The organism is Herbaspirillum sp. DW155 (assembly GCF_037076565.1).
GTDB lineage: Bacteria > Pseudomonadota > Gammaproteobacteria > Burkholderiales > Burkholderiaceae_D > Herbaspirillum.
The window spans coordinates 1,819,386-1,838,281 of the sequence record NZ_AP029028.1; the positions used below are offsets into that span (position 1 = coordinate 1,819,386).

20 protein-coding genes and 1 tRNA gene are annotated in these 18,896 nt (G+C 62.0%); 15 read left to right on the plus strand and 6 right to left on the minus strand.

The genetic code is table 11. The annotated features are described in order from the left end of the window. The first annotated feature begins 16 nt into the window (after positions 1–16). The gene (locus AACH55_RS08170; RefSeq protein ID WP_338718943.1) at positions 17–1,309 is read left to right on the plus strand and encodes an NAD(P)/FAD-dependent oxidoreductase; all 1,293 of its coding nucleotides are present in this window, start codon (positions 17–19) and stop codon (positions 1,307–1,309) included. A 90-nt stretch (positions 1,310–1,399) separates the two neighbouring features. Here AACH55_RS08170 and AACH55_RS08175 read toward each other — a convergent pair whose 3' ends face one another. From AACH55_RS08175 to pxpB, 6 genes are all read right to left on the minus strand, one after another. Continuing rightward, positions 1,400–2,404 carry a DUF2891 domain-containing protein gene (locus tag AACH55_RS08175; RefSeq protein WP_338718944.1) on the minus strand — a complete coding sequence of 335 codons (1,005 nt, stop codon included), beginning with the start codon at positions 2,402–2,404 and terminating at the stop codon, positions 1,400–1,402. Between the two features lie 74 nt (positions 2,405–2,478). Beyond that, a complete protein-coding gene (locus AACH55_RS08180; protein ID WP_338718945.1) occupies positions 2,479–3,465 on the minus strand; it encodes a DUF979 domain-containing protein in 987 nt (328 codons plus the stop codon). Then, the gene (locus AACH55_RS08185; protein WP_338718946.1) at positions 3,462–4,187 is read right to left on the minus strand and encodes a DUF969 domain-containing protein; all 726 of its coding nucleotides are present in this window, start codon (positions 4,185–4,187) and stop codon (positions 3,462–3,464) included. Before AACH55_RS08185 ends, AACH55_RS08180 begins: the two co-directional genes overlap by 4 nt. A 260-nt stretch (positions 4,188–4,447) precedes the next feature. After that, a complete protein-coding gene (pxpA, locus tag AACH55_RS08190; protein ID WP_338718947.1) occupies positions 4,448–5,188 on the minus strand; it encodes a 5-oxoprolinase subunit PxpA in 741 nt (246 codons plus the stop codon). A 9-nt stretch (positions 5,189–5,197) separates the two neighbouring features. Continuing rightward, entirely contained in the window at positions 5,198–6,232 is a 1,035-nt protein-coding gene (locus AACH55_RS08195; protein WP_338718948.1) for a biotin-dependent carboxyltransferase family protein, read from the minus strand. Next, the gene (pxpB, locus tag AACH55_RS08200; protein ID WP_338718949.1) at positions 6,229–6,882 is read right to left on the minus strand and encodes a 5-oxoprolinase subunit PxpB; all 654 of its coding nucleotides are present in this window, start codon (positions 6,880–6,882) and stop codon (positions 6,229–6,231) included. The genes AACH55_RS08195 and pxpB overlap by 4 nt, the downstream gene beginning before the upstream one ends. A gap of 198 nt (positions 6,883–7,080) precedes the next feature. On the opposite strand from pxpB, the gene AACH55_RS08205 reads away from it, so the two are divergent. From AACH55_RS08205 to nuoI, 14 genes are all read left to right on the plus strand, one after another. Next, positions 7,081–7,653, plus strand: coding sequence for a winged helix DNA-binding protein (locus AACH55_RS08205; RefSeq protein WP_338718950.1), 573 nt, complete (start codon positions 7,081–7,083; stop codon positions 7,651–7,653). Positions 7,654–7,690: 37 nt separating this feature from the next. Next, positions 7,691–8,668 carry an NAD(P)H-quinone oxidoreductase gene (locus tag AACH55_RS08210; protein WP_338718951.1) on the plus strand — a complete coding sequence of 326 codons (978 nt, stop codon included), beginning with the start codon at positions 7,691–7,693 and terminating at the stop codon, positions 8,666–8,668. A 110-nt stretch (positions 8,669–8,778) separates the two neighbouring features. After that, on the plus strand, positions 8,779–9,525 hold the full coding sequence (gene tpiA / locus AACH55_RS08215) for a triose-phosphate isomerase (protein ID WP_338718952.1): 747 nt from the start codon (positions 8,779–8,781) through the stop codon (positions 9,523–9,525). Positions 9,526–9,613: 88 nt separating this feature from the next. Further along, positions 9,614–9,988: a preprotein translocase subunit SecG gene (gene secG / locus AACH55_RS08220; RefSeq protein ID WP_338718953.1), complete on the plus strand. Its 375-nt coding sequence runs from the start codon at positions 9,614–9,616 to the stop codon at positions 9,986–9,988. Between the two features lie 109 nt (positions 9,989–10,097). After that, positions 10,098–10,182, plus strand: a tRNA-Leu gene (locus tag AACH55_RS08225). Positions 10,183–10,301: 119 nt separating this feature from the next. After that, positions 10,302–10,661 carry an NADH-quinone oxidoreductase subunit A gene (locus AACH55_RS08230; RefSeq protein ID WP_006712939.1) on the plus strand — a complete coding sequence of 120 codons (360 nt, stop codon included), beginning with the start codon at positions 10,302–10,304 and terminating at the stop codon, positions 10,659–10,661. Between the two features lie 3 nt (positions 10,662–10,664). Beyond that, complete coding sequence (locus AACH55_RS08235) at positions 10,665–11,141, plus strand: NADH-quinone oxidoreductase subunit B (protein ID WP_006712940.1); 477 nt, start codon at positions 10,665–10,667, stop codon at positions 11,139–11,141. 9 nt (positions 11,142–11,150) lie between these two features. Continuing rightward, entirely contained in the window at positions 11,151–11,747 is a 597-nt protein-coding gene (locus AACH55_RS08240; RefSeq protein WP_338718954.1) for an NADH-quinone oxidoreductase subunit C, read from the plus strand. Then, entirely contained in the window at positions 11,747–13,000 is a 1,254-nt protein-coding gene (locus tag AACH55_RS08245; protein ID WP_338718955.1) for an NADH-quinone oxidoreductase subunit D, read from the plus strand. Before AACH55_RS08240 ends, AACH55_RS08245 begins: the two co-directional genes overlap by 1 nt. 88 nt (positions 13,001–13,088) lie before the next feature. Continuing rightward, complete coding sequence (gene nuoE, locus AACH55_RS08250) at positions 13,089–13,580, plus strand: NADH-quinone oxidoreductase subunit NuoE (protein ID WP_006712943.1); 492 nt, start codon at positions 13,089–13,091, stop codon at positions 13,578–13,580. Further along, the gene (gene nuoF, locus AACH55_RS08255; protein ID WP_338718956.1) at positions 13,577–14,872 is read left to right on the plus strand and encodes an NADH-quinone oxidoreductase subunit NuoF; all 1,296 of its coding nucleotides are present in this window, start codon (positions 13,577–13,579) and stop codon (positions 14,870–14,872) included. Before nuoE ends, nuoF begins: the two co-directional genes overlap by 4 nt. 83 nt (positions 14,873–14,955) lie before the next feature. Continuing rightward, the gene (nuoG, locus tag AACH55_RS08260) at positions 14,956–17,283 is read left to right on the plus strand and encodes an NADH-quinone oxidoreductase subunit NuoG (RefSeq protein ID WP_338718957.1); all 2,328 of its coding nucleotides are present in this window, start codon (positions 14,956–14,958) and stop codon (positions 17,281–17,283) included. Between the two features lie 2 nt (positions 17,284–17,285). After that, the gene (gene nuoH, locus AACH55_RS08265; RefSeq protein ID WP_338718958.1) at positions 17,286–18,356 is read left to right on the plus strand and encodes an NADH-quinone oxidoreductase subunit NuoH; all 1,071 of its coding nucleotides are present in this window, start codon (positions 17,286–17,288) and stop codon (positions 18,354–18,356) included. Positions 18,357–18,377: 21 nt separating this feature from the next. Beyond that, a complete protein-coding gene (nuoI, locus tag AACH55_RS08270; protein ID WP_006712947.1) occupies positions 18,378–18,866 on the plus strand; it encodes an NADH-quinone oxidoreductase subunit NuoI in 489 nt (162 codons plus the stop codon). Positions 18,867–18,896: the final 30 nt, after the last annotated feature.

The following is an 18,896-nucleotide window of genomic DNA, read 5'->3' on the forward strand; positions in this document are numbered from 1 at the left end:
TTTTGAAAGGAAGGCAATGCCCCACGTCATCATCATCGGTTGCGGCTTCGGCGGTCTGGCCGCTGCGCGTGAACTGGCCCATGCCGATGTGCGCATCACCATGATCGATCGCAGCAATCACCACCTGTTCCAGCCCTTGCTGTACCAGGTCGCCACGGCCGGGCTGTCGGCCCCGGCCATCAGCGCACCGATCCGCGCCATCCTGGCGCAGCAGCGCAATCTCACCACGCTGATGGCCGCCGTGACCGGGATCGATACCGCCGGCAAATCCGTCACGTTGGAAGACGGCAGCGTGCTCGGCTATGACTACCTCATCGTTGCCGCAGGCTCCACGCACAGCTACTTCGGCCACGATGAGTGGCGCACGCTGGCCCCCGGCCTGAAGACACTGGAAGACGCCTTCGAGATTCGCAAACGCATCCTGATGGCCTTCGAACGCGCCGAGCGCGAGACCGATGCACGGCGCCGCCAGGAATGGCTGACTTTCACCGTCATCGGCGGTGGCGCCACCGGCGTGGAGATGGCCGGTACGCTGGTGGAAATTGCGCGGCATACCTTGTCGGGCGAATTCCGCAATATCGATCCGCATTCGGCGCGGGTGGTACTGGTGGAAGGTTCCGAGCGCGTGCTGGGAGCGTATCCGGAGGATCTGTCCGAGAAGGCGCGCGAACAGTTGCACAAGCTCGGCGTGGACGTGCGCACCGGCTGCCGTGTGGTGCACATTGACGAGACCTGCGTGCGCTATGCCAATTTCGATGGCGAGCAGAGCCTGGCTACGCGCACCGTGATCTGGTCGGCAGGTGTAGCGGCCTCGCCGCTGGGCAAGAAGCTGGGTGTACCGGTGGACCGTGCTGGTCGTGTACCGGTCACGCCGACGCTCTGTATCGGTGACCACGAGGAAGTGTTCGTGATCGGTGACCTGGCCGCCGCACAGTCGGAAGGCAAGCCGGTGCCGGGCGTGTCACCGGCGGCCAAGCAGATGGGGCGGGTGGCGGCGCGCAACATCAAGCATCACATTGCAGGGCGGGCAGCAGAGACCTTCGTCTACAAGGATTACGGATCGCTGGCCACCATCGGGCGCCGGGCTGCCATTGCGATGGTCGGCAAGCTCAAGTTCTCGGGCTATCCGGCGTGGTTGTTCTGGCTGTTCGTGCACGTGTATTTCCTGATCGGATTCCGCAACCGCATCATGGTGATGGCGGACTGGGCCTGGGCGTATTTCACCTTCAAGCGCAGTGCGCGGGTGATCTCGTCCACTGTACCGGTACAGTCCGGGCAGACGGCCTTGCGCAAGGAAGTGGCTGAGTAGGCGCTCTGTACGCATCAGCAAAAAGCCCTCGCTTCCGTGACCGGGAGCGAGGGCTTTGTTCTTTCTTGTTGCTTTGCTGCGCGGTGTGGCTCAGTCCTCCAGGGCCAGCATGGCGTATGTGGCCAGCCAGTGACCGCCACTGTAGTGGCTGCCGACCACCTGGTCGATGGATGCGGCGATGTGGCGTTGGATGGCTGCCTCGATAGCGCTACGGGCGGCGTGTGCTGTAGGAAGGTGACGCAGCACATTCTTCATGCACCACGCGCGAGAAAGGTTCAGGCCGTCGAGGTGAGCCACCTTGGGATCGGTGGGGTCGGACACATGGGCCGGATGCATGAGCTGCGACACCTCGGCCACGCGCGGCAGATAGAGATCGAACCAGGCAGCGAAGGCATCGGGCGTCAGCACCTTGCTCATCAACAGGGCTTCGGTCAGTGCGCCGGAGATGAATTCATCCCCGCCCGGTTCATAGTGGGCCGGGTAATCGGTGTCTTTGCCGTAGTGTTGCTGCGACCAGTCGACGATCACCGTCTCCAGTTCTGCGTCGTTGACGTGACGGGCATAGTCCAGCGCTAGTGCCAGCGAGAAGGCGGTGTTGAAGTGCGCACCTACCCGGATCGGATAGCTCAGCTTGGAGAGGTAGTCGAGCAGGCGGCGGCGAATTTCGGTCGTCAGCGGCTTCATCGCCGCATGCCATCCGGCCGCACGTGGATGAGCCGACATCAGCAGTTCCTGATCCAGCGCCAGCAGCCAGCCAAAGCCGTAGGGACGTTCGAAGGGCGCACGGTTGGGCGCGCGGAAATAATCCGTCTCGCGTTCCATCAACTCAGGGGTGAAATGCTCGTCGAAGATTGCCGTGATCTGGTCTGCCACTGCCAGGGATGGATACTGGCGTAAGCAGCGCAGCAGCAGCCAGAACCCGTGCACCGCCGAGTGCCAGTCATAGCAGCCATAGAAGACCGGATGCATCGCGCGCGGCGAGAGCACGTCGCCGTCGTCGTTGAGCAGATGCATGATGTGGTTCGGATATTCCTGGCGCAGATAGGCCAGCGGCATGCGGGCAAATTCTTCTGCCCGTTCGAGGGTGAGTTGCATGGGGGACTCCTTGAAACAGTGTAAGGCGACCTGACCAGACGCCATGTCCGGTCAGGTCCGGCCTCCGTTGTGGATCAGCGGAAGGCGAGGAAGTACATCAGGAACACGTTCACCGTCAGCAGCGTCAGCGCGGTCGGGATCTGCACCTTGATGACCTGGTACTTGTTCTTCAGTTCCAGCAGCGCAGCGGGCACGATGTTGTAGTTGGCCGCCATCGGCGTCATCAGCGTACCGCAGTAGCCCGAGTACATGCCGATGGCCACCAGCGGCGCCGGATCAGCATGGTGTCCCACGATCAGGAAGGGCAGGGCGATGCCTGCACTCATGACGGGGAAGGCCGCGAAGGCATTGCCCATCACCATCGTGAACAGCGCCATGCCCACGCAGTAGATCACCACTACCAGGAAGCGATTGTCCGGATTGACGAACAGGCTCACCACCTGCTGCACCGAGGTACCGGTCTTGGCGGCGACGAAGACGCCGCCCAGCATGGCCAGCATCAGCGGCAGGATGGCGGCCCAGCCGATGGAGTCCACCAGGCGGCGCGACTGGCGCACTGCCTGCAGCGGCGTGCCGCGGGTGAGTACGCAACCGGCGATGAGCGCGCACACGCAAGCCACGCACAGTGCGGCCAGGGTCAGTTGTTTCTGGTCCAGCAGCATCAGGCCGCCAATCGAGACGCCCTTGAGCAGCACGGTACAGGCCACTGTGATGACCGGAATCAGCACGGCCGGGAAGAACAGCCAGTTGCCGAGCTTCCTGGAAGAGGCCACGCGCTCGTCATGCGTGGAGGTCGCGTAGCTGCCCATGGAGAGCATGCCGGTACCGGCGATGAGCGAGATGATGATGACGGTGCCGCCGATGATGCGGTGGGCCATGGACTTGCCCAGGTTTTCCACCAGCAGGTCGCCGAACAGGAACACGGCGCCGAAGAGGAACCAGAACAGCGCCGTGGGGAAGCGCTTGGGATTGCCCTTGTCGCGCAGGGTCATCACGGTCAGCATCATGACGATGATGCCGATGAGGTAGTAGATGCGGTTGATCGAGATGAGCGTATTCATGCGGACACCTTGGCAGCGGATTGGGTGGCTTTCCACGCATCGACATCGCGGCGGATGGAAGCGTCGAGGCGGGTCAGGCGGAACATGTGGATCACCAGTGCCGACAGGGCAGTGGGGATGGCCCACAGGCCGATGTGCAGCGGCTCGATGTTGGTGATGCCGTTTTCCTTCAGGAACGCATCCATCAGCAGCACCGCGCCGAAGGCGATGAAGATGTCCTCGCCGAAGAACACGGCGATGTTGTCGCAGGCGGCGGCATGGGCCTTGATCTTGTCGCGGATGTGTTGCGGCAGGTCTTCGCCATAGGCGTTGACCGCTGCACCTTCGGCCATCGGTGCCAGCAGCGGGCGCACCGTCTGCGCCTGGCCGCCGAGATAGATCAGGCCCAGTGCGGCCGTGCCTTCGCGCAGGATGAAGTAGAGCATGAGGATGCGCGCAGAAGTGGCGCTGGCGATGCTGGAGATCCACGCCTGGGCGCGTTCCTTCAGGCCGTAATGTTCCAGCAGGCCGATGATCGGCAGGATCAGCAGGAAGGTCGCCAGCGAACGGCTGTTGACGAACTTCTCGCCGAAGGTTTCCAGCAGCATGCCGAAGTCCATTCCGACCGACAGGCCGGTGGTAAGACCCGCGACCGTGACCACCAGCAGCGGGTTGAAACGCAAGGCAAAACCGGCCACGACGATCGGTATCCCGATCAGCGGCAGCAGTGTCGAACTCTCCATGAAAAACTCCCTAGTTGAATGAGAAAAAATCCATACGCCAGTGTGCAAGGTCCATGCCAGCCATGGCGCGGAAAGCCGCGCCCAGTCTGCCTTTTCGAAGAATGCTCAGGCGTAGGGGCGTGACTTTTCCTGCGACCTCATGGGCCTCGGATCGGCGACTTTTCTTGTGGTTTTTGGAACGGAACTACAGTTTGCGACGACCTTCAATCAACAGCGGGGGCCGTCCTTCCCGCCTGCTGCGACGATGCGGGAAAAAACGTTCATAACGCCGCGCGTACGGCAATCTGCTCGGCGTGCAGGCGTGCCCGAATCTGGCGCGCAAAATCCAGGGCATGCGCGCCATCTCCGTGCAGGCACACGGTCTGTGCATTGACCTCGACGATGCTGCCGTCGATGGCCTTGACCTTCTTCTGCTTGACCAGCATCAGGGTCTGGGCGATGGCATCGGCATCGTTGTCGATCATGGCGCCCGGTTTGCTGCGTGCGACCAGGCTGCCATCGGGCTCATAGGCGCGATCGGCGAAGACTTCTTCCACCGCATTGAGATCGGCATGGCGGGCGGCGGCGATCAGTTCGCTGCCGGCCAGGCCATACAGGCTCAGTTCGGGATTGAAGGTGCGGATGGCCGCGCAGATGGCATTGGCCAGTACGGCATCCTTGGCGGCCTGGTTGTAGAGCGCGCCGTGCGGCTTGACGTGCGTCATGCGGCCACCTTCGGCGCGCACGATGGCGTCGAGCGCGCCGAGTTGATAGAGCATGCCGCTGACGATTTCCTCGGGCGGCAGTTGCATGGCGCTGCGGCCGAAGTTTTCACGGTCGGGGAAGCTGGGGTGGGCGCCGATGGCCACGTGATTCTGGATCGCCCAGCGCACGCTGCGGCGCATGGTGTTGGCATCGCCTGCATGCCAGCCGCAGGCGATGTTGGCAGAGCTGACCAGGGTCAGCAGTTGTTCGTCGGTGTCGCAGCCTTCGCCGAGGTCGGCATTGAGATCGATATGCATGGCGTTCCCTTATTTCTTGTAGAGCGTGGCGCGCGACCAGTCCAGTGCGGCGACCGTGGCGCGGATGGAGTCGAGATAGCGTTGCTGTTCTTCGGCGGCGGCCAGAGCATCGGCCATCTCGCAGGGCTCCAGCCGCAACGTGGCGTTCAGCGGGGCTTGCGCCAGCTTCCACAGGTCCGCGCCGATGATCACGCCGATCTTGGGATAGCCGCCGGTAGTCTGTGCATCGCCCATCAGGATGATGGGCTGGCCCGAGGGTGGTACCTGGATCACGCCCGGCACCACGCCATGCGAGAGCATGTCGCGACCTTGCTTGCGCTTGAGTTCCGGGCCTTCGAGGCGATAGCCCATGCGGTTGCTGTTGGGTGTGACGCGCCAGGTGTCGGACCACAGCGCTTCGCGCGCGCTCTTGCTGAACTGCTCGAATTCAGGGCCGGGCAACACGCGCAGGGTGACGTGCTGGCTGTGTTCATCGGCGCGCAGCGCCAGGCCGCTCCAGCGCGGCGAACGCACGCCGAAGGCGGGGCCGTGTACTGCTGCAGAAGCGCTTTGCGCATCGCCGATGGGGAGTTTGTCGCCGCGCTTCAGGGCGCGTCCGTGGTGGCCGCCGAAACCGGCTTTCAGGTCGGTGCTGCGCGAACCCAGCACCAGCGGCACATCGATGCCACCAGCCACGGCCAGGTAGGTGCGCATGCTGTGGCGCGGCGCCTGCTCGGGCGAATCGGCAGGAGCCAGGCTGAGTTTGAGAACGCTGCCGGCCTGCACCGGCAGGCTCCAGCAGGCCGCGATGGGCTTGCCATCGAGCGTGGCACCGATGTCGTCACCACCCAGGGCGATGCGGGTGGCGCGGGTGAAGCGCAGCTCGGCCACGCCCATGGTGATTTCGATTCCGGCCGCCTCGACGGGATTGCCGACCAGCAGGTTGGCGCTGGCCAGGGCCAGGGCATTGAGGGCACCCCCGGGATGGATGCCCAGGCTGCGATGGCCGAAGCGGCCCATGTCCTGCACCGAGGCCAGCATGCCGGGTTGGATGATTTCTATCATGAGGCCACGCGCTCCACGGTAAAACGTACACGGTCGCCGGGACGCAGCAGCGTCGGCGGTTGCTGGGCGGGATCGAACAATTGCAGGGACGTGCGGCCGATGAGTTGCCAGCCGCCGGGTGAGGCCATGGGATAGATGCCGGTCTGCTCGCCACCGATGCCCACCGAGCCGGCCGGGATGCTCACGCGCGGGGTGGTGTGGCGCGGAGTCGCCAGGCTGGTATCGAGTCCGCCCATGTAGGCAAAGCCGGGCAGGAAGCCGAGGAAGTAGACCACGTATTCGGCGCCGCTGTGGCGCGCAATCACTTCCTGCGTCGACAGACCAGTGTGGCGCGCCACATTGTCGAGGTCGGGGCCGCCGCTGCCTCCGTAGATCACCGGGATCTCGACCGTGCGTCCGGCGCTGCGTTCGCCGCTGAGCTTGGGCCAGGTCTTCTCAATGCGTTGTGCCAGGGTCTCGAGGTCGGTGACGGGGCGCTTGGCGATGAGGGTCAGGTTGTTCATGCCGGGCACGACTTCGCTGACTTCTTCCCATGTGCCGGCCAGTTCGGCCAGGGCCCAGATGCGTTGCTGCTGGGGCAGGGTGGCAGGGGCCGGCAAACTGCATAGCAGTGCGCGGTCGCCCAAGGGGTGGAGCTGGGGTGGCTGCATGTGTCTCTCGCCTGGCCGGTGATTGTGTTGAGAGCCCGTCGATGTCGCCGGCGGGGTCCAGGTGCGTCTGCGGGTGATGCCCTGCTTTTTTGCGGATATTACATTTCAAAGAAAATATAAACAATATGTCGATAAATTATTTATTTAGTGTTTGCGCTATAGTGTTGTCATTCCGTCGTCCAGACCCGCCCGCTTCCCATGAGCCAAGAGAACAACGAGACGTCCACCCCCGTCCAGCCTGATGCGCAAGAGGTCGCCAAGCCGTCGCGCCCGACCAAGATCGTGTCTTCCCAGCACCTGGTGTCCGAGCGCAGTGCCGAGCTTTCCGAGCTCGAATATGCGCTCATCATGGCCAGCAATGCCTTCAACCGCTGGATGGTGCGCTGCATGGCGGCCGCTGGCGCCAAGGACATGACGGCTATCGAGGTATCGCTGTTGCATCACGTCAATCACCGTGACCGCAAGAAAAAACTGGCCGATATCTGCTTCGTATTGAACGTCGAGGACACCCACGTGGTCACCTATGCCTTGAAGAAGCTGGTGAAGGCCGGCTACGTCAAGAGCGAGAAGGCCGGCAAGGAACTGCTGTTCTCCACCACTGCGGCCGGGCAGGCGCTGTGCATGAAGTACCGCGAGGTGCGCGAGCGCTGCCTGATCGAAGTGCAGGCCGAGAGCGGCATTCCCAATCAGGCCATCGGCGAGGCCGCGCAATTGCTGCGCAATGCGTCCGGGCTGTATGACACGGCGGCGCGGGCGGCGGCGTCGCTTTGAGACCCATCACACTCCATTGAACTGAAGGATAGGACACATGCGCGCAATCGAGATCAAGCAATTCGGCGGGCCCGAGGTATTGCAGGCCTGCGAACGGCCCCTGCCGGAGCTCAAGGCAGGTGAAGTACTCATCAAGGTGCATGCGGCGGGCGTGAACCGTCCGGACGTGTTCCAGCGCACCGGCAACTACCCGGTGCCGCCGGGCGCGTCCGACCTGCCGGGCCTGGAGGTGGCCGGCGAGATCGTGGCAGGCGACCTGGGCGACAGCGGTTTCAAGCTGGGCGATCTGGTCTGTGCCCTGGTGCAGGGTGGCGGTTACGCCGAGTACTGTGCCGCCCCGCTGGCGCAGTGCCTGCCGGTCCCCAAAGGCTTGAGTGCCTTGGAGGCAGCGGCCCTGCCGGAAAATTACTTCACTGTCTGGAGTAACGTCTTCGACCGTGGACAATTGTCAGGTGAAGAAACCTTGCTGGTGCAGGGTGGTTCCTCCGGCATCGGCGTGACGGCCATCCAGATCGCCCGTGCGCTGGGCCATCGTGTCTTTGCCACCGCAGGCAGCGCCGAGAAGTGCCGCGCCTGTGAAGAATTGGGCGCCGAGCGTGCCATCCACTACAAAACCGAGGATTTCGAGGCGGTGGTCAAGGAATTGACCGGTGGCCGTGGCGTGGACGTGATCCTGGACATGGTGGGCGGTGACTACCTGCCGCGCGAGATCAAGGCGCTGGCCGATGATGGCCGCCTGGTCTTCATTGCCCAGTTGGGTGGCAGCAAAGGGCAATTGGACATGGGTCAGGTCATGCGCCGTCGTCTGACCATTACCGGCTCGACCTTGCGTCCGCGTCCGGTGGCGTTCAAGGCTGCGATTGCGGCCAAGCTGCGCGCGCAGGTGTGGCCGCTGATCGAGGCGGGCAAGATCAAGCCGGTCATTCACCAGCGCTTCCCGCTGGAACAGGCTGCGCAGGCACACGCCATGATGGAATCGAGCGCACACATCGGCAAGATCATGCTGGAATTGTGATCCGGCAAGCGCCGATGCGCGGTCTGGACAGCGCGGCTTTGCGCCAAGCGCCTAGTCCGGCTACAATGCGAGGTTATCCAAATTGACACCCATCTCGTAGAACTCAGCCTATGCGTCGCAAACTCGTAGCCGGTAACTGGAAAATGAATGGCAGCCTGGCTGCCAATGCGGCCCTGGTGGCTGGTATCAGGGAGGGCCTGCCGGCCGATGTGTGCGACGTGGCCGTGTGCGTACCGGCGCCGTATCTGGCGCAGGTGCAGGGTGCGGTGGCCGGTTCGGCCGTGGCACTGGGTGCGCAGGACATGTCGGCGCACGCTTCTGGTGCCTATACCGGTGAAGTGTCGGCAGCAATGCTGCAGGAATTCGGTGTGCAATACGTCATCCTGGGTCACTCCGAGCGTCGCGCCTATCACGGCGAGACCGACGCGGCGGTGGCGGCCAAGACGGTGGCGGCATTGAAGGCTGGGCTGGTGCCGGTGGTCTGCGTGGGTGAAACGCTGGTGCAGCGCGAAGCCGGCCGGACCAATGACGTCGTGGGTGGTCAGCTCGACGTGGTGCTGGCAGCCCTGACGGTCGAGGATGCCGCGCGCATCGTCGTGGCCTACGAGCCGGTCTGGGCCATTGGCACGGGCAAGACCGCTACGCCGGAAATGGCGCAGGAAGTGCATGCGATGCTGCGTGCGCGTCTGTCTGCCAAGAGTGCGGAGGCGGCCGCCAAGGTCCGCATCCTGTATGGCGGCAGCATGAAGCCGGACAATGCCGGGCAACTGCTCGTCATGGCCGATATCGATGGCGGCCTGATTGGTGGTGCAGCGTTGAAGGCGGCGGATTTCCTGGCCATCATCAAGGCGGCCTGAAGTAGGGTAAGGGGTTTGTCAGTTGCGGGGTCGATAATTCGAGACTTCCGCAGTTGACGATTGAAACATCAAGAGTGGACTTGTTTAAATGAATACTTTGTTTTTTGTTGTGGTTGTAGTTCAGGTGCTGGCAGCGCTGGCGATCATCGGTCTGGTGCTGCTGCAGCACGGCAAGGGTGCTGATATGGGCGCCGCTTTCGGCTCCGGCGCGTCGGGTAGCCTCTTCGGTGCTACCGGCTCGTCGAACTTCCTGTCGAAATCCACTGCGGTGGCTGCGGGTATCTTCTTCGTGGCAACCCTGGGTTTGACCTTCATCGGTAATCATCACGTGACGCAAAGCGGCAGTGTGATGGATAATCTGCAGGTTCCGGCTGCTCCGGCCCAGCAAGCAGCACCTGCCGCGCCCGCTGCGCCGGCCGAGGTTGCCAAGCCTGGCGACCAGTCGAATCAGATTCCGAAATAAGCCTTTGCGGATTCGGAAATAATCGCAGAATAAAGTAGTAAGAATCTTTCTTTTTCGCTGATTGTGCATTGAACAAGAGTAACAAATGAAGGTACAATAGCAGTCTCAGGCCGACGTGGTGAAATTGGTAGACACGCTATCTTGAGGGGGTAGTGGCGAAAGCTGTACGAGTTCGAGTCTCGTCGTCGGCACCATAGAAATGAAATGAAAAGCCAGCGAAGGTCTTAGTGCCTGAGCTGGCTTTTTGTCGAGGAAGTTTCTGATTGATATTGAGAATCATTCCCATCGATAAACCAACGCATAGCGGCCAATCGTGAACCTCGAAAATTACTTCCCAGTCCTCCTGTTTATTCTTGTCGGCATCGGTGTCGGTGTCGCTCCCCAGCTCCTCGGTCGTCTTCTTGGTCCGCACAAGCCGGACGCTCAAAAAACTTCTCCTTACGAATGCGGTTTCGAGGCATTCGAAGATGCGCGCATGAAGTTCGATGTGCGCTACTACCTGATCGCCATCCTGTTCATCCTGTTTGATCTGGAAACCGCCTTCTTCTTCCCTTGGGGCGTGTCCATGCGTGAGCTGGGCTGGCAAGGTTTCGTCACGATGATGGTCTTCATCGCTGAATTTGTTGTCGGATTTTGGTACATCTGGAAAAAGGGTGCCCTGGATTGGGAGTAAGCCATGTCTATTGAAGGCGTATTGAATGAGGGGTTTGTTACCACCTCGCTGGATAAGGTAATCAACTGGACCCGTACCGGATCCCTGTGGCCCATGACCTTCGGTCTGGCCTGCTGTGCAGTTGAGATGATGCACGTCGGTGCCTCGCGTTACGACCTGGACCGCTTCGGTGCGGTGTTCCGTCCGTCGCCGCGCCAGTCCGACCTGATGATCGTGGCCGGCACCCTGTGCAACAAGATGGCGCCGGCGCTGCGCAAGGTCTACGACCAGATGCCGGAACCGCGCTGGGTGATCTCCATGGGCTCCTGTGCCAATGGTGGTGGCTACTATCATTATTCGTACTCGGTGGTGCGTGGTTGCGACCGCATCGTGCCGGTGGACGTCTATGTGCCGGGTTGCCCGCCGACAGCGGAAGCGCTGCTGTACGGCGTGATCCAGCTGCAGAACAAGATCAAGCGCACCAACACCATCGCGCGCTAAGAGGGCAGTATGACGACAAAATTGGAAACTCTCGAAGCCGCCCTGCGTAATGCGCTTGGAGGGTATCTTCAGAACCTGACCGTGGCCCTCGGTGAAGTCACCGTAGTGGTCAAGGCCGCTGACTACCTGTCGGCCATGCGCGTGCTGCGCGACCATGCCGACACCCGTTTCGAACAACTGATCGACCTGTGCGGCGTGGACTATTCCACCTACGGCGACGGTGCCTGGGAAGGTCCGCGCTTTGCCGTGGTGTCGCACCTGATGTCGATCTCGCACAACTGGCGTGTGCGCGTGCGCGTGTTCGCGCCGGATGACGATCTGCCCATCGTGGCTTCGGTCGATCCGATCTGGAACTCGGCTGGCTGGTACGAGCGTGAAGCCTTCGACTTCTACGGCATCCTCTTCGACGGCCACTCCGACCTGCGCCGCATCCTGACCGACTATGGCTTCATCGGCCACCCGTTCCGCAAGGACTTCCCGGTGTCCGGCTATGTCGAAATGCGTTACGACGCCGAACAGAAACGCGTCATCTATCAACCCGTAACGATCGAGCCGCGCGAAATCACGCCGCGCATCATTCGTGAAGAAAACTACGGGATCAAATAATGGCAGAGATCAAAAACTACACGCTGAACTTCGGTCCCCAGCACCCGGCCGCGCACGGCGTGCTGCGCCTGGTGCTGGAGCTGGACGGTGAAGTCATCCAGCGTGCCGACCCCCACATCGGCCTGTTGCACCGTGCCACCGAAAAGCTGGCCGAGCAGAAGACCTTCCTGCAATCCGTGCCTTACATGGATCGCCTGGATTATGTCTCGATGATGTGCAACGAGCACGGTTACGTGCTGGCCATCGAGCGTCTGCTGGGCATCGAAGTGCCGCTGCGCGCGCAGTATATCCGTGTGATGTTCGACGAAATCACCCGCCTGCTGAACCACCTGATGTGGATCGGCGCGCACGCGCTGGACGTGGGCGCAATGGGCGTGCTGCTGTATGCCTTCCGTGAGCGCGAAGACCTGTTCGACTGCTACGAAGCGGTCTCCGGTGCCCGCATGCACGCGGCCTACTACCGTCCGGGCGGCGTCTACCGCGACCTGCCGGACAGCATGCCGCAGTACAAGGCTTCCATCGTGCGCAACGAGAAGGCCATCCGCGAACTGAACGAAAACCGCCAGGGCTCGCTGCTGGACTTCATCGAAGACTTCACCAATCGTTTCCCGACCTATGTCGACGAATACGAAACCCTGCTGACCGACAACCGTATCTGGAAGCAGCGTCTGGTGGGCGTGGGCGTGGTCTCGCCGGAACGTGCATTGCAGATGGGCTTCACCGGTCCGATGCTGCGTGGTTCGGGCATCGCCTGGGATCTGCGCAAGAAGCAGCCATATGAAGTGTATGACCTGCTGGACTTCGACATCCCCATCGGCAAGAACGGCGACTGCTACGACCGTTATCTGGTGCGCGTGGCCGAGATGCGCCAGTCCAACCGCATCATCAAGCAATGTGTGGAGTGGCTGCGCAACAATCCGGGTCCGGTCATCACTGACAACCACAAGATCGCGCCTCCGAAACGTGCGGACATGAAGTCCAACATGGAAGACCTGATCCACCACTTCAAGCTGTTCACCGAAGGCTTCCGCGTGCCTGCCGGCGAAGCGTATGCCGCCGTCGAGCATCCGAAGGGTGAGTTCGGTATCTACCTGGTCTCGGACGGCGCCAACAAGCCGTACCGCCTGAAGATCCGCGCCCCGGGCTTTGCCCACCTGCAAGCCCTGAACGAAATGGCCAAGGGTCACATGATTGCCGATGCGGTCACCATCATTGGTACGCAAGACATCGTGTTCGGGGAAATCGACCGGTAAGTCGAAGAGCAAGAGTCAAGGCGGGCTTCTCAGGAAGCCCGTCAGGTTTGGGGAATATCCAATAACCGCGCAGTACTGATGCGCATGGATGGCCAACGATATGCTGTTAAGTCAAGAAGCCCTTAAGAAAATCGATCGCGAACTCGCGAAATACCCGGCGGACCAGCGCCAGTCTGCGGTCATGTCCGCACTGCGCATCGCCCAGGTGGAACATGGCTGGCTGCCGGCCGAGCTGCAGCAGGAAATTGCCGACTACATCGGCATGCCCGCCGTGGCCGTGCAGGAAGTCGCGACCTTCTACAACATGTTCAACACCAGCCCGGTGGGCAAGCACAAGATCACCGTGTGCACCAACCTGCCGTGTCTGCTGTCGGGTGGCGAGCGCGCCGCCCATCACCTGAAGCACAAGCTGGGCATCGATTATCGCGAAACCACGGCCGACGGCCAGTTCACGCTGATGGAAGGCGAATGCATGGGCGCTTGCGGCGACGCACCGGTCATGCTGGTCAACAACCATCAAATGTGCAGCTGGATGTCCAACGAAAAGATCGACGCGCTGCTGGAGGAACTGAAGAAATGACCTGCCTGCACGACCGCCACATCAAACCGCTGATCCTCGCCGACCTCAATGGCGAGAACTGGCACCTCGAGGATTACGTCAAGCGCGGCGGCTACGAGTCGCTCAAGCGCATCCTCAACGAGAAGATCACTCCGGAACAAGTCATCGCCGACCTCAAGGCTTCGGGCCTGCGTGGCCGCGGCGGTGCGGGTTTCCCGACCGGCCTGAAGTGGAGCTTCATGCCGCGCCAGTTCCCGGGCCAGAAGTACCTCGTCTGCAACACAGATGAAGGTGAGCCGGGCACATTCAAGGACCGCGACATCATTCGTTACAACCCGCACGCGCTGATCGAAGGCATGATCATCGGCGGCTACGCGATGGGCATCACGGTCGGCTACAACTACATCCACGGTGAAATCTTCGCCGAGTACGAGCGCTTCGAAGAAGCCCTGGAAGAAGCCCGTGCGGCCGGCTTCCTGGGCGACAACATCCTCGGTACCGGCTTCAGCTTCCAGCTGCACGCGCACCACGGTTATGGCGCCTACATCTGCGGCGAAGAAACTGCGCTCTTGGAATCGCTGGAAGGCAAGAAGGGCCAGCCGCGCTTCAAGCCGCCGTTCCCGGCCAGCTTCGGCCTGTACGGCAAGCCGACCACCATCAACAACACCGAGACCTTCGCGGCCGTGCCCTTCATCTTCAAGGTGGGCCCGCAGGCCTACGCCGAGATGGGCAAGCCCAACAACGGCGGCACCAAGATCTTCTCGATCTCGGGCGACGTCGAGCGTCCGGGCAACTACGAGATTCCGCTGGGCACGCCTTTCTCCACCTTGCTGGAACTGGCCGGTGGCATGCGCGGCGGCAAAAAGATCAAGGCCGTCATCCCGGGTGGCTCGTCCGCTCCGGTGATCCGTGGTGACGTCATGATGGACACCACCATGGACTACGACGCCATCGCCAAGGCCGGCTCGATGCTGGGTTCGGGCGCGGTGATCGTGATGGACGAAACGCGCTGCATGGTCAAGTCGCTGCTGCGCCTGTCCTACTTCTACTATGAAGAATCCTGCGGCCAGTGCACGCCGTGCCGCGAAGGCACCGGCTGGATGTACCGCATGGTGGAGCGTATCGAGAATGGTCACGGCAAGATGGAAGATCTGGACGTGCTGAACTCGGTGGCTGACAACATCCAGGGCCGCACCATCTGTGCGCTGGGTGACGCAGCGGCCATGCCGGTACGCGCGTTCGTGAAGAATTTCCGCGAAGAGTTCGAATACCACATCGAGCACAAACACTGCCTGGTTCCGGCTTACATCTGAACAGGGCAGGGGATGCCGGGCGGGATGCGATAAGCCTTCCGCCGGTATCGTTGGCAAAGAATATTTAGCTTGGGCAAACAGCCATGGTTGAAATCGAAATAGACGGCAAGAAGGTTGAAGTGCAAGAAGGCAGCATGGTCATGGACGCTGCCAACAAGATCGGCACGTACATCCCTCACTTCTGCTATCACAAGAAACTGTCCATCGCGGCCAACTGCCGCATGTGCCTGGTCGAGGTCGAAAAGGCCCCGAAGCCGCTGCCTGCCTGTGCCACGCCGGTCAACAACGGCATGATCGTGCGCACCGCCAGCGACAAGGCCGTCAAGGCCCAGAAGGGCGTGATGGAATTCCTCCTGATCAACCACCCGCTGGATTGCCCCATCTGCGACCAGGGCGGTGAGTGCCAGCTGCAGGATCTGGCCGTCGGTTACGGCGGTTCGACTTCGCGCTATCAGGAAGAAAAGCGTGTCGTGGAGCCCAAGGATGTCGGTCCGCTGATCTCCATGAAGGAAATGAACCGCTGCATCCACTGCACCCGCTGCGTGCGCTTCGGCCAGGAAGTGGCCGGCGTGATGGAACTGGGCATGCTGGGCCGCGGTGAACATTCCGAGATCACCACCTTCGTCGGCAAGACCGTGGATTCCGAACTGTCGGGCAACATGATCGACCTGTGCCCGGTGGGTGCGCTGACCTCCAAGCCGTTCCGCTACAGCGCCCGTACCTGGGAGCTGTCGCGCCGCAAGTCGGTGAGCCCGCACGACAGCGTTGGCGCCAACCTGATCGTCCAGGTCAAGAATGGCAAGGTCATGCGCGTGCTGCCCTTCGAAAACGAAGAAGTCAACGAGTGCTGGATCTCCGACAAGGACCGCTTCGCCTATGAAGCGCTGGACAGCGCCGAGCGCCTGACCAAGCCGATGTTGAAGCAAGACGGCAAGTGGCAGGAAGTGGACTGGCAGACCGCGCTGGAATACGTCGCCCACGGCCTGCGCAACATCCGTCACGAACACGGCGCCGATTCCATCGCTGCGCTGGGTACCCCGTACTCCACGCTGGAAGAACTGAGCCTGCTGCAGAAGGTCGTGCGCGGTGTCGGTTCGGATAACGTCGACTTCCGCCTGCGTCAGTCGGACTTCGGTCTGGATGGCCAGATCAAGCCTTGGCTGGGCATGTCCATCGTCGAGTTCTCGCAGTTGAACCGCGTCTTCGTGATCGGTTCCTTCCTGCGCAAGGATCACCCGCTGCTGTCGGCCCGCCTGCGCCAGTCCGCCAAGAGCGGTGCCAAGATCAGCGTGCTGCACGCCACCGACGACGATCTGCTCATGCCGGTCGCCAACAAGATCATCGCCGCTCCTTCGGCATGGCTGTCCGCGCTGGCCGAAGTGGCCGTGGCCGTGGCTGAAGCCAAGGGTGTGGCTGCTCCCGCCGCCTACGCTGGCGTGGTCGCATCGGACGCGGCCAAGGCCACCGCTGCCAGCCTGCTGTCGGGCGAAGGCCGTGGCGTGTTCCTGGGCAATGCTGCCGTCCAGCATCCGCAAGCTGCGCAATTGCATGCCGCCGCACAGTGGATCGCTGAACAGACCGGCGCCAAGCTGGGCGTGTTGACCGAAGGCGGCAACGCCGTTGGTGGCTACCTGGCCAATGCCGTGCCGACCCCGGGCAAGGGCGCCAACGCCGCTGCCGTGTTCGCACAGCCGCGCAAGGCCTACCTGCTGTTGAACGCCGAGCCGGAACTGGACAGCTACGATCCGCAAGCGGCTCGTGCCGCCCTGAACCAGGCCGAAATGGTCGTGGTGATGTCGGCTTTCAAGCACGGTGCCGACTACGCCGACGTGCTGCTGCCGATCGCGCCGTTCACCGAAACCGCCGGTACCTTCGTCAATGCCGAAGGCCGTGCACAGAGCTTCAACGGCACAGTCAAGCCGGCTGGCGATGCGCGTCCGGGCTGGAAGGTCCTGCGCGTGCTGGGCAACCTGCTGGAGCTGGAAAACTTCGAGTACGAAACCGCCGAATCCATCCGCGACGAACTGCTGGGCAAGGAAACCGACCTGTCGGCCCGCCTGAACAACATCGCCAGCGTGCAAGCGCAGGCCGTGCCAGCCGCTCCCGCCGGTGTGGAGCGCGTGGCCGATGTGCCCATCTACTTCGCCGATGCGATCGCACGCCGCTCGCCGCCGCTGCTGGAAACCCGCGACGGCCAGGCACCCAAGGCATGGCTGTCGGCCGCACTGGCTGCCAAGCTGGGCGTGGCTGAAGGCGACAAGGTGAATGTCAAGCAAGGCTCGGGCAGCGCTGCGCTGACCGCGGCCATCGATAAGAAACTGCCGGAAAACGTGGTTCGCGTCGCCGCTGCGCACGCCTCCACCGCTGCACTGGGCGGCATGTTTGGCGCAATCGTCGTGGAGAAAGCGTAAAAATGGATCACCTGATCGCCCAAATCAATACGGTAGGCCCGGCCTACCTGGGTCCGACCCTGTTCACCCTGGTGTGGACCCTGGTCAAGATCCTGGTGGTGATGGTGCCGCTGCTGGTGTGCGTGGCCTACATGACCTACTGGGAGCGCAAGCTGATCGGCTGGATGCACGTGCGTCTGGGCCCCAACCGCGTGGGGCCGGCCGGCCTGCTGCAGCCCATCGCGGATGCCGTCAAGCTGATCTTCAAGGAAATCTCTACTCCGTCCAAGGCCAACAAGGCGCTGTTCTACCTGGCGCCTGTGATGACCATCATGCCGGCGCTGGCCGCCTGGGCGGTGGTGCCGTTCTCGCCGGAACACGTGCTGGCCAACGTCAACGCCGGTCTGCTGTACCTGATGGCGATCACCTCGATGGAAGTCTACGGCATCATCATCGCCGGCTGGGCCTCCAACTCGAAGTACGCTTTCCTGGGTGCCATGCGCGCCTCGGCACAGATGGTGTCCTACGAAATCTCCATGGGCTTCTGCCTGGTGGTGGTGCTGATGGTCTCCGGCAGCCTGAACATGACCGACATCGTGCTGGGTCAGACCAAGGGGCAGTTCGCCGCCATGGGCCTGAACTTCCTGTCGTGGAACTGGCTGCCGTTGCTGCCGGTGTTCGTGATCTACTTCGTCTCCGGTGTGGCCGAGACCAACCGCCACCCGTTCGACGTCGTGGAAGGCGAATCCGAAATCGTGGCCGGTCACATGATCGAATACTCGGGCATGTCCTTCGCCATGTTCTTCCTGGCCGAATACGCCGCGATGATCCTGATCTCGATCCTGACCGCACTGCTGTTCTTCGGCGGCTGGTCGGCTCCGGTGTCCGCGCTGGACTTCATCCCGGGCTGGATCTGGCTGGGCTTGAAGACCTTCTTCTTCCTGTCGCTGTACGTGTGGATCCGCGCATCGTTCCCGCGCTATCGCTATGACCAGATCATGCGTCTGGGCTGGAAAGTGTTCATCCCGCTGACCCTGGTGTGGCTGGTGGTCGTGGCGATCTGGATCCAGTCGCCCTGGAATATCTGGAAATAAGTTGGAAGGCTGAGGCTAAAAATGGAAGCTATTAAGGATTTTTTCGGCAGCCTGATGCTCCGCGAGCTGTTCAAGGGCCTGGCCCTGACCGGTCGCTACCTGTTCAAGCGCAAGATCACGGTGCAGTTCCCCGAGGAAAAGACGCCGATGTCGCCGCGTTTCCGCGGTCTGCATGCGCTGCGCCGTTATCCCAACGGTGAAGAACGCTGCATCGCCTGCAAGCTGTGCGAAGCGGTCTGCCCGGCGATGGCCATCACCATCGAATCCGAGCAGCGTGCCGACGGTACCCGTCGCACCAGCCGCTACGACATCGACCTGACCAAGTGCATCTTCTGCGGTTTCTGCGAAGAGTCCTGCCCGGTCGACTCGATCGTCGAAACGCATATCCTGGAATACCACGGTGAAAAGCGGGGCGACCTGTACTACACCAAGGAAATGCTGCTGGCAGTGGGCGACCGTTACGAAAACGAAATCGCCGCTGCACGTGCAGCCGACGCTGCCTACCGTTGATCGGTACTGCCGGGTGGCCCTGCGTAAAAC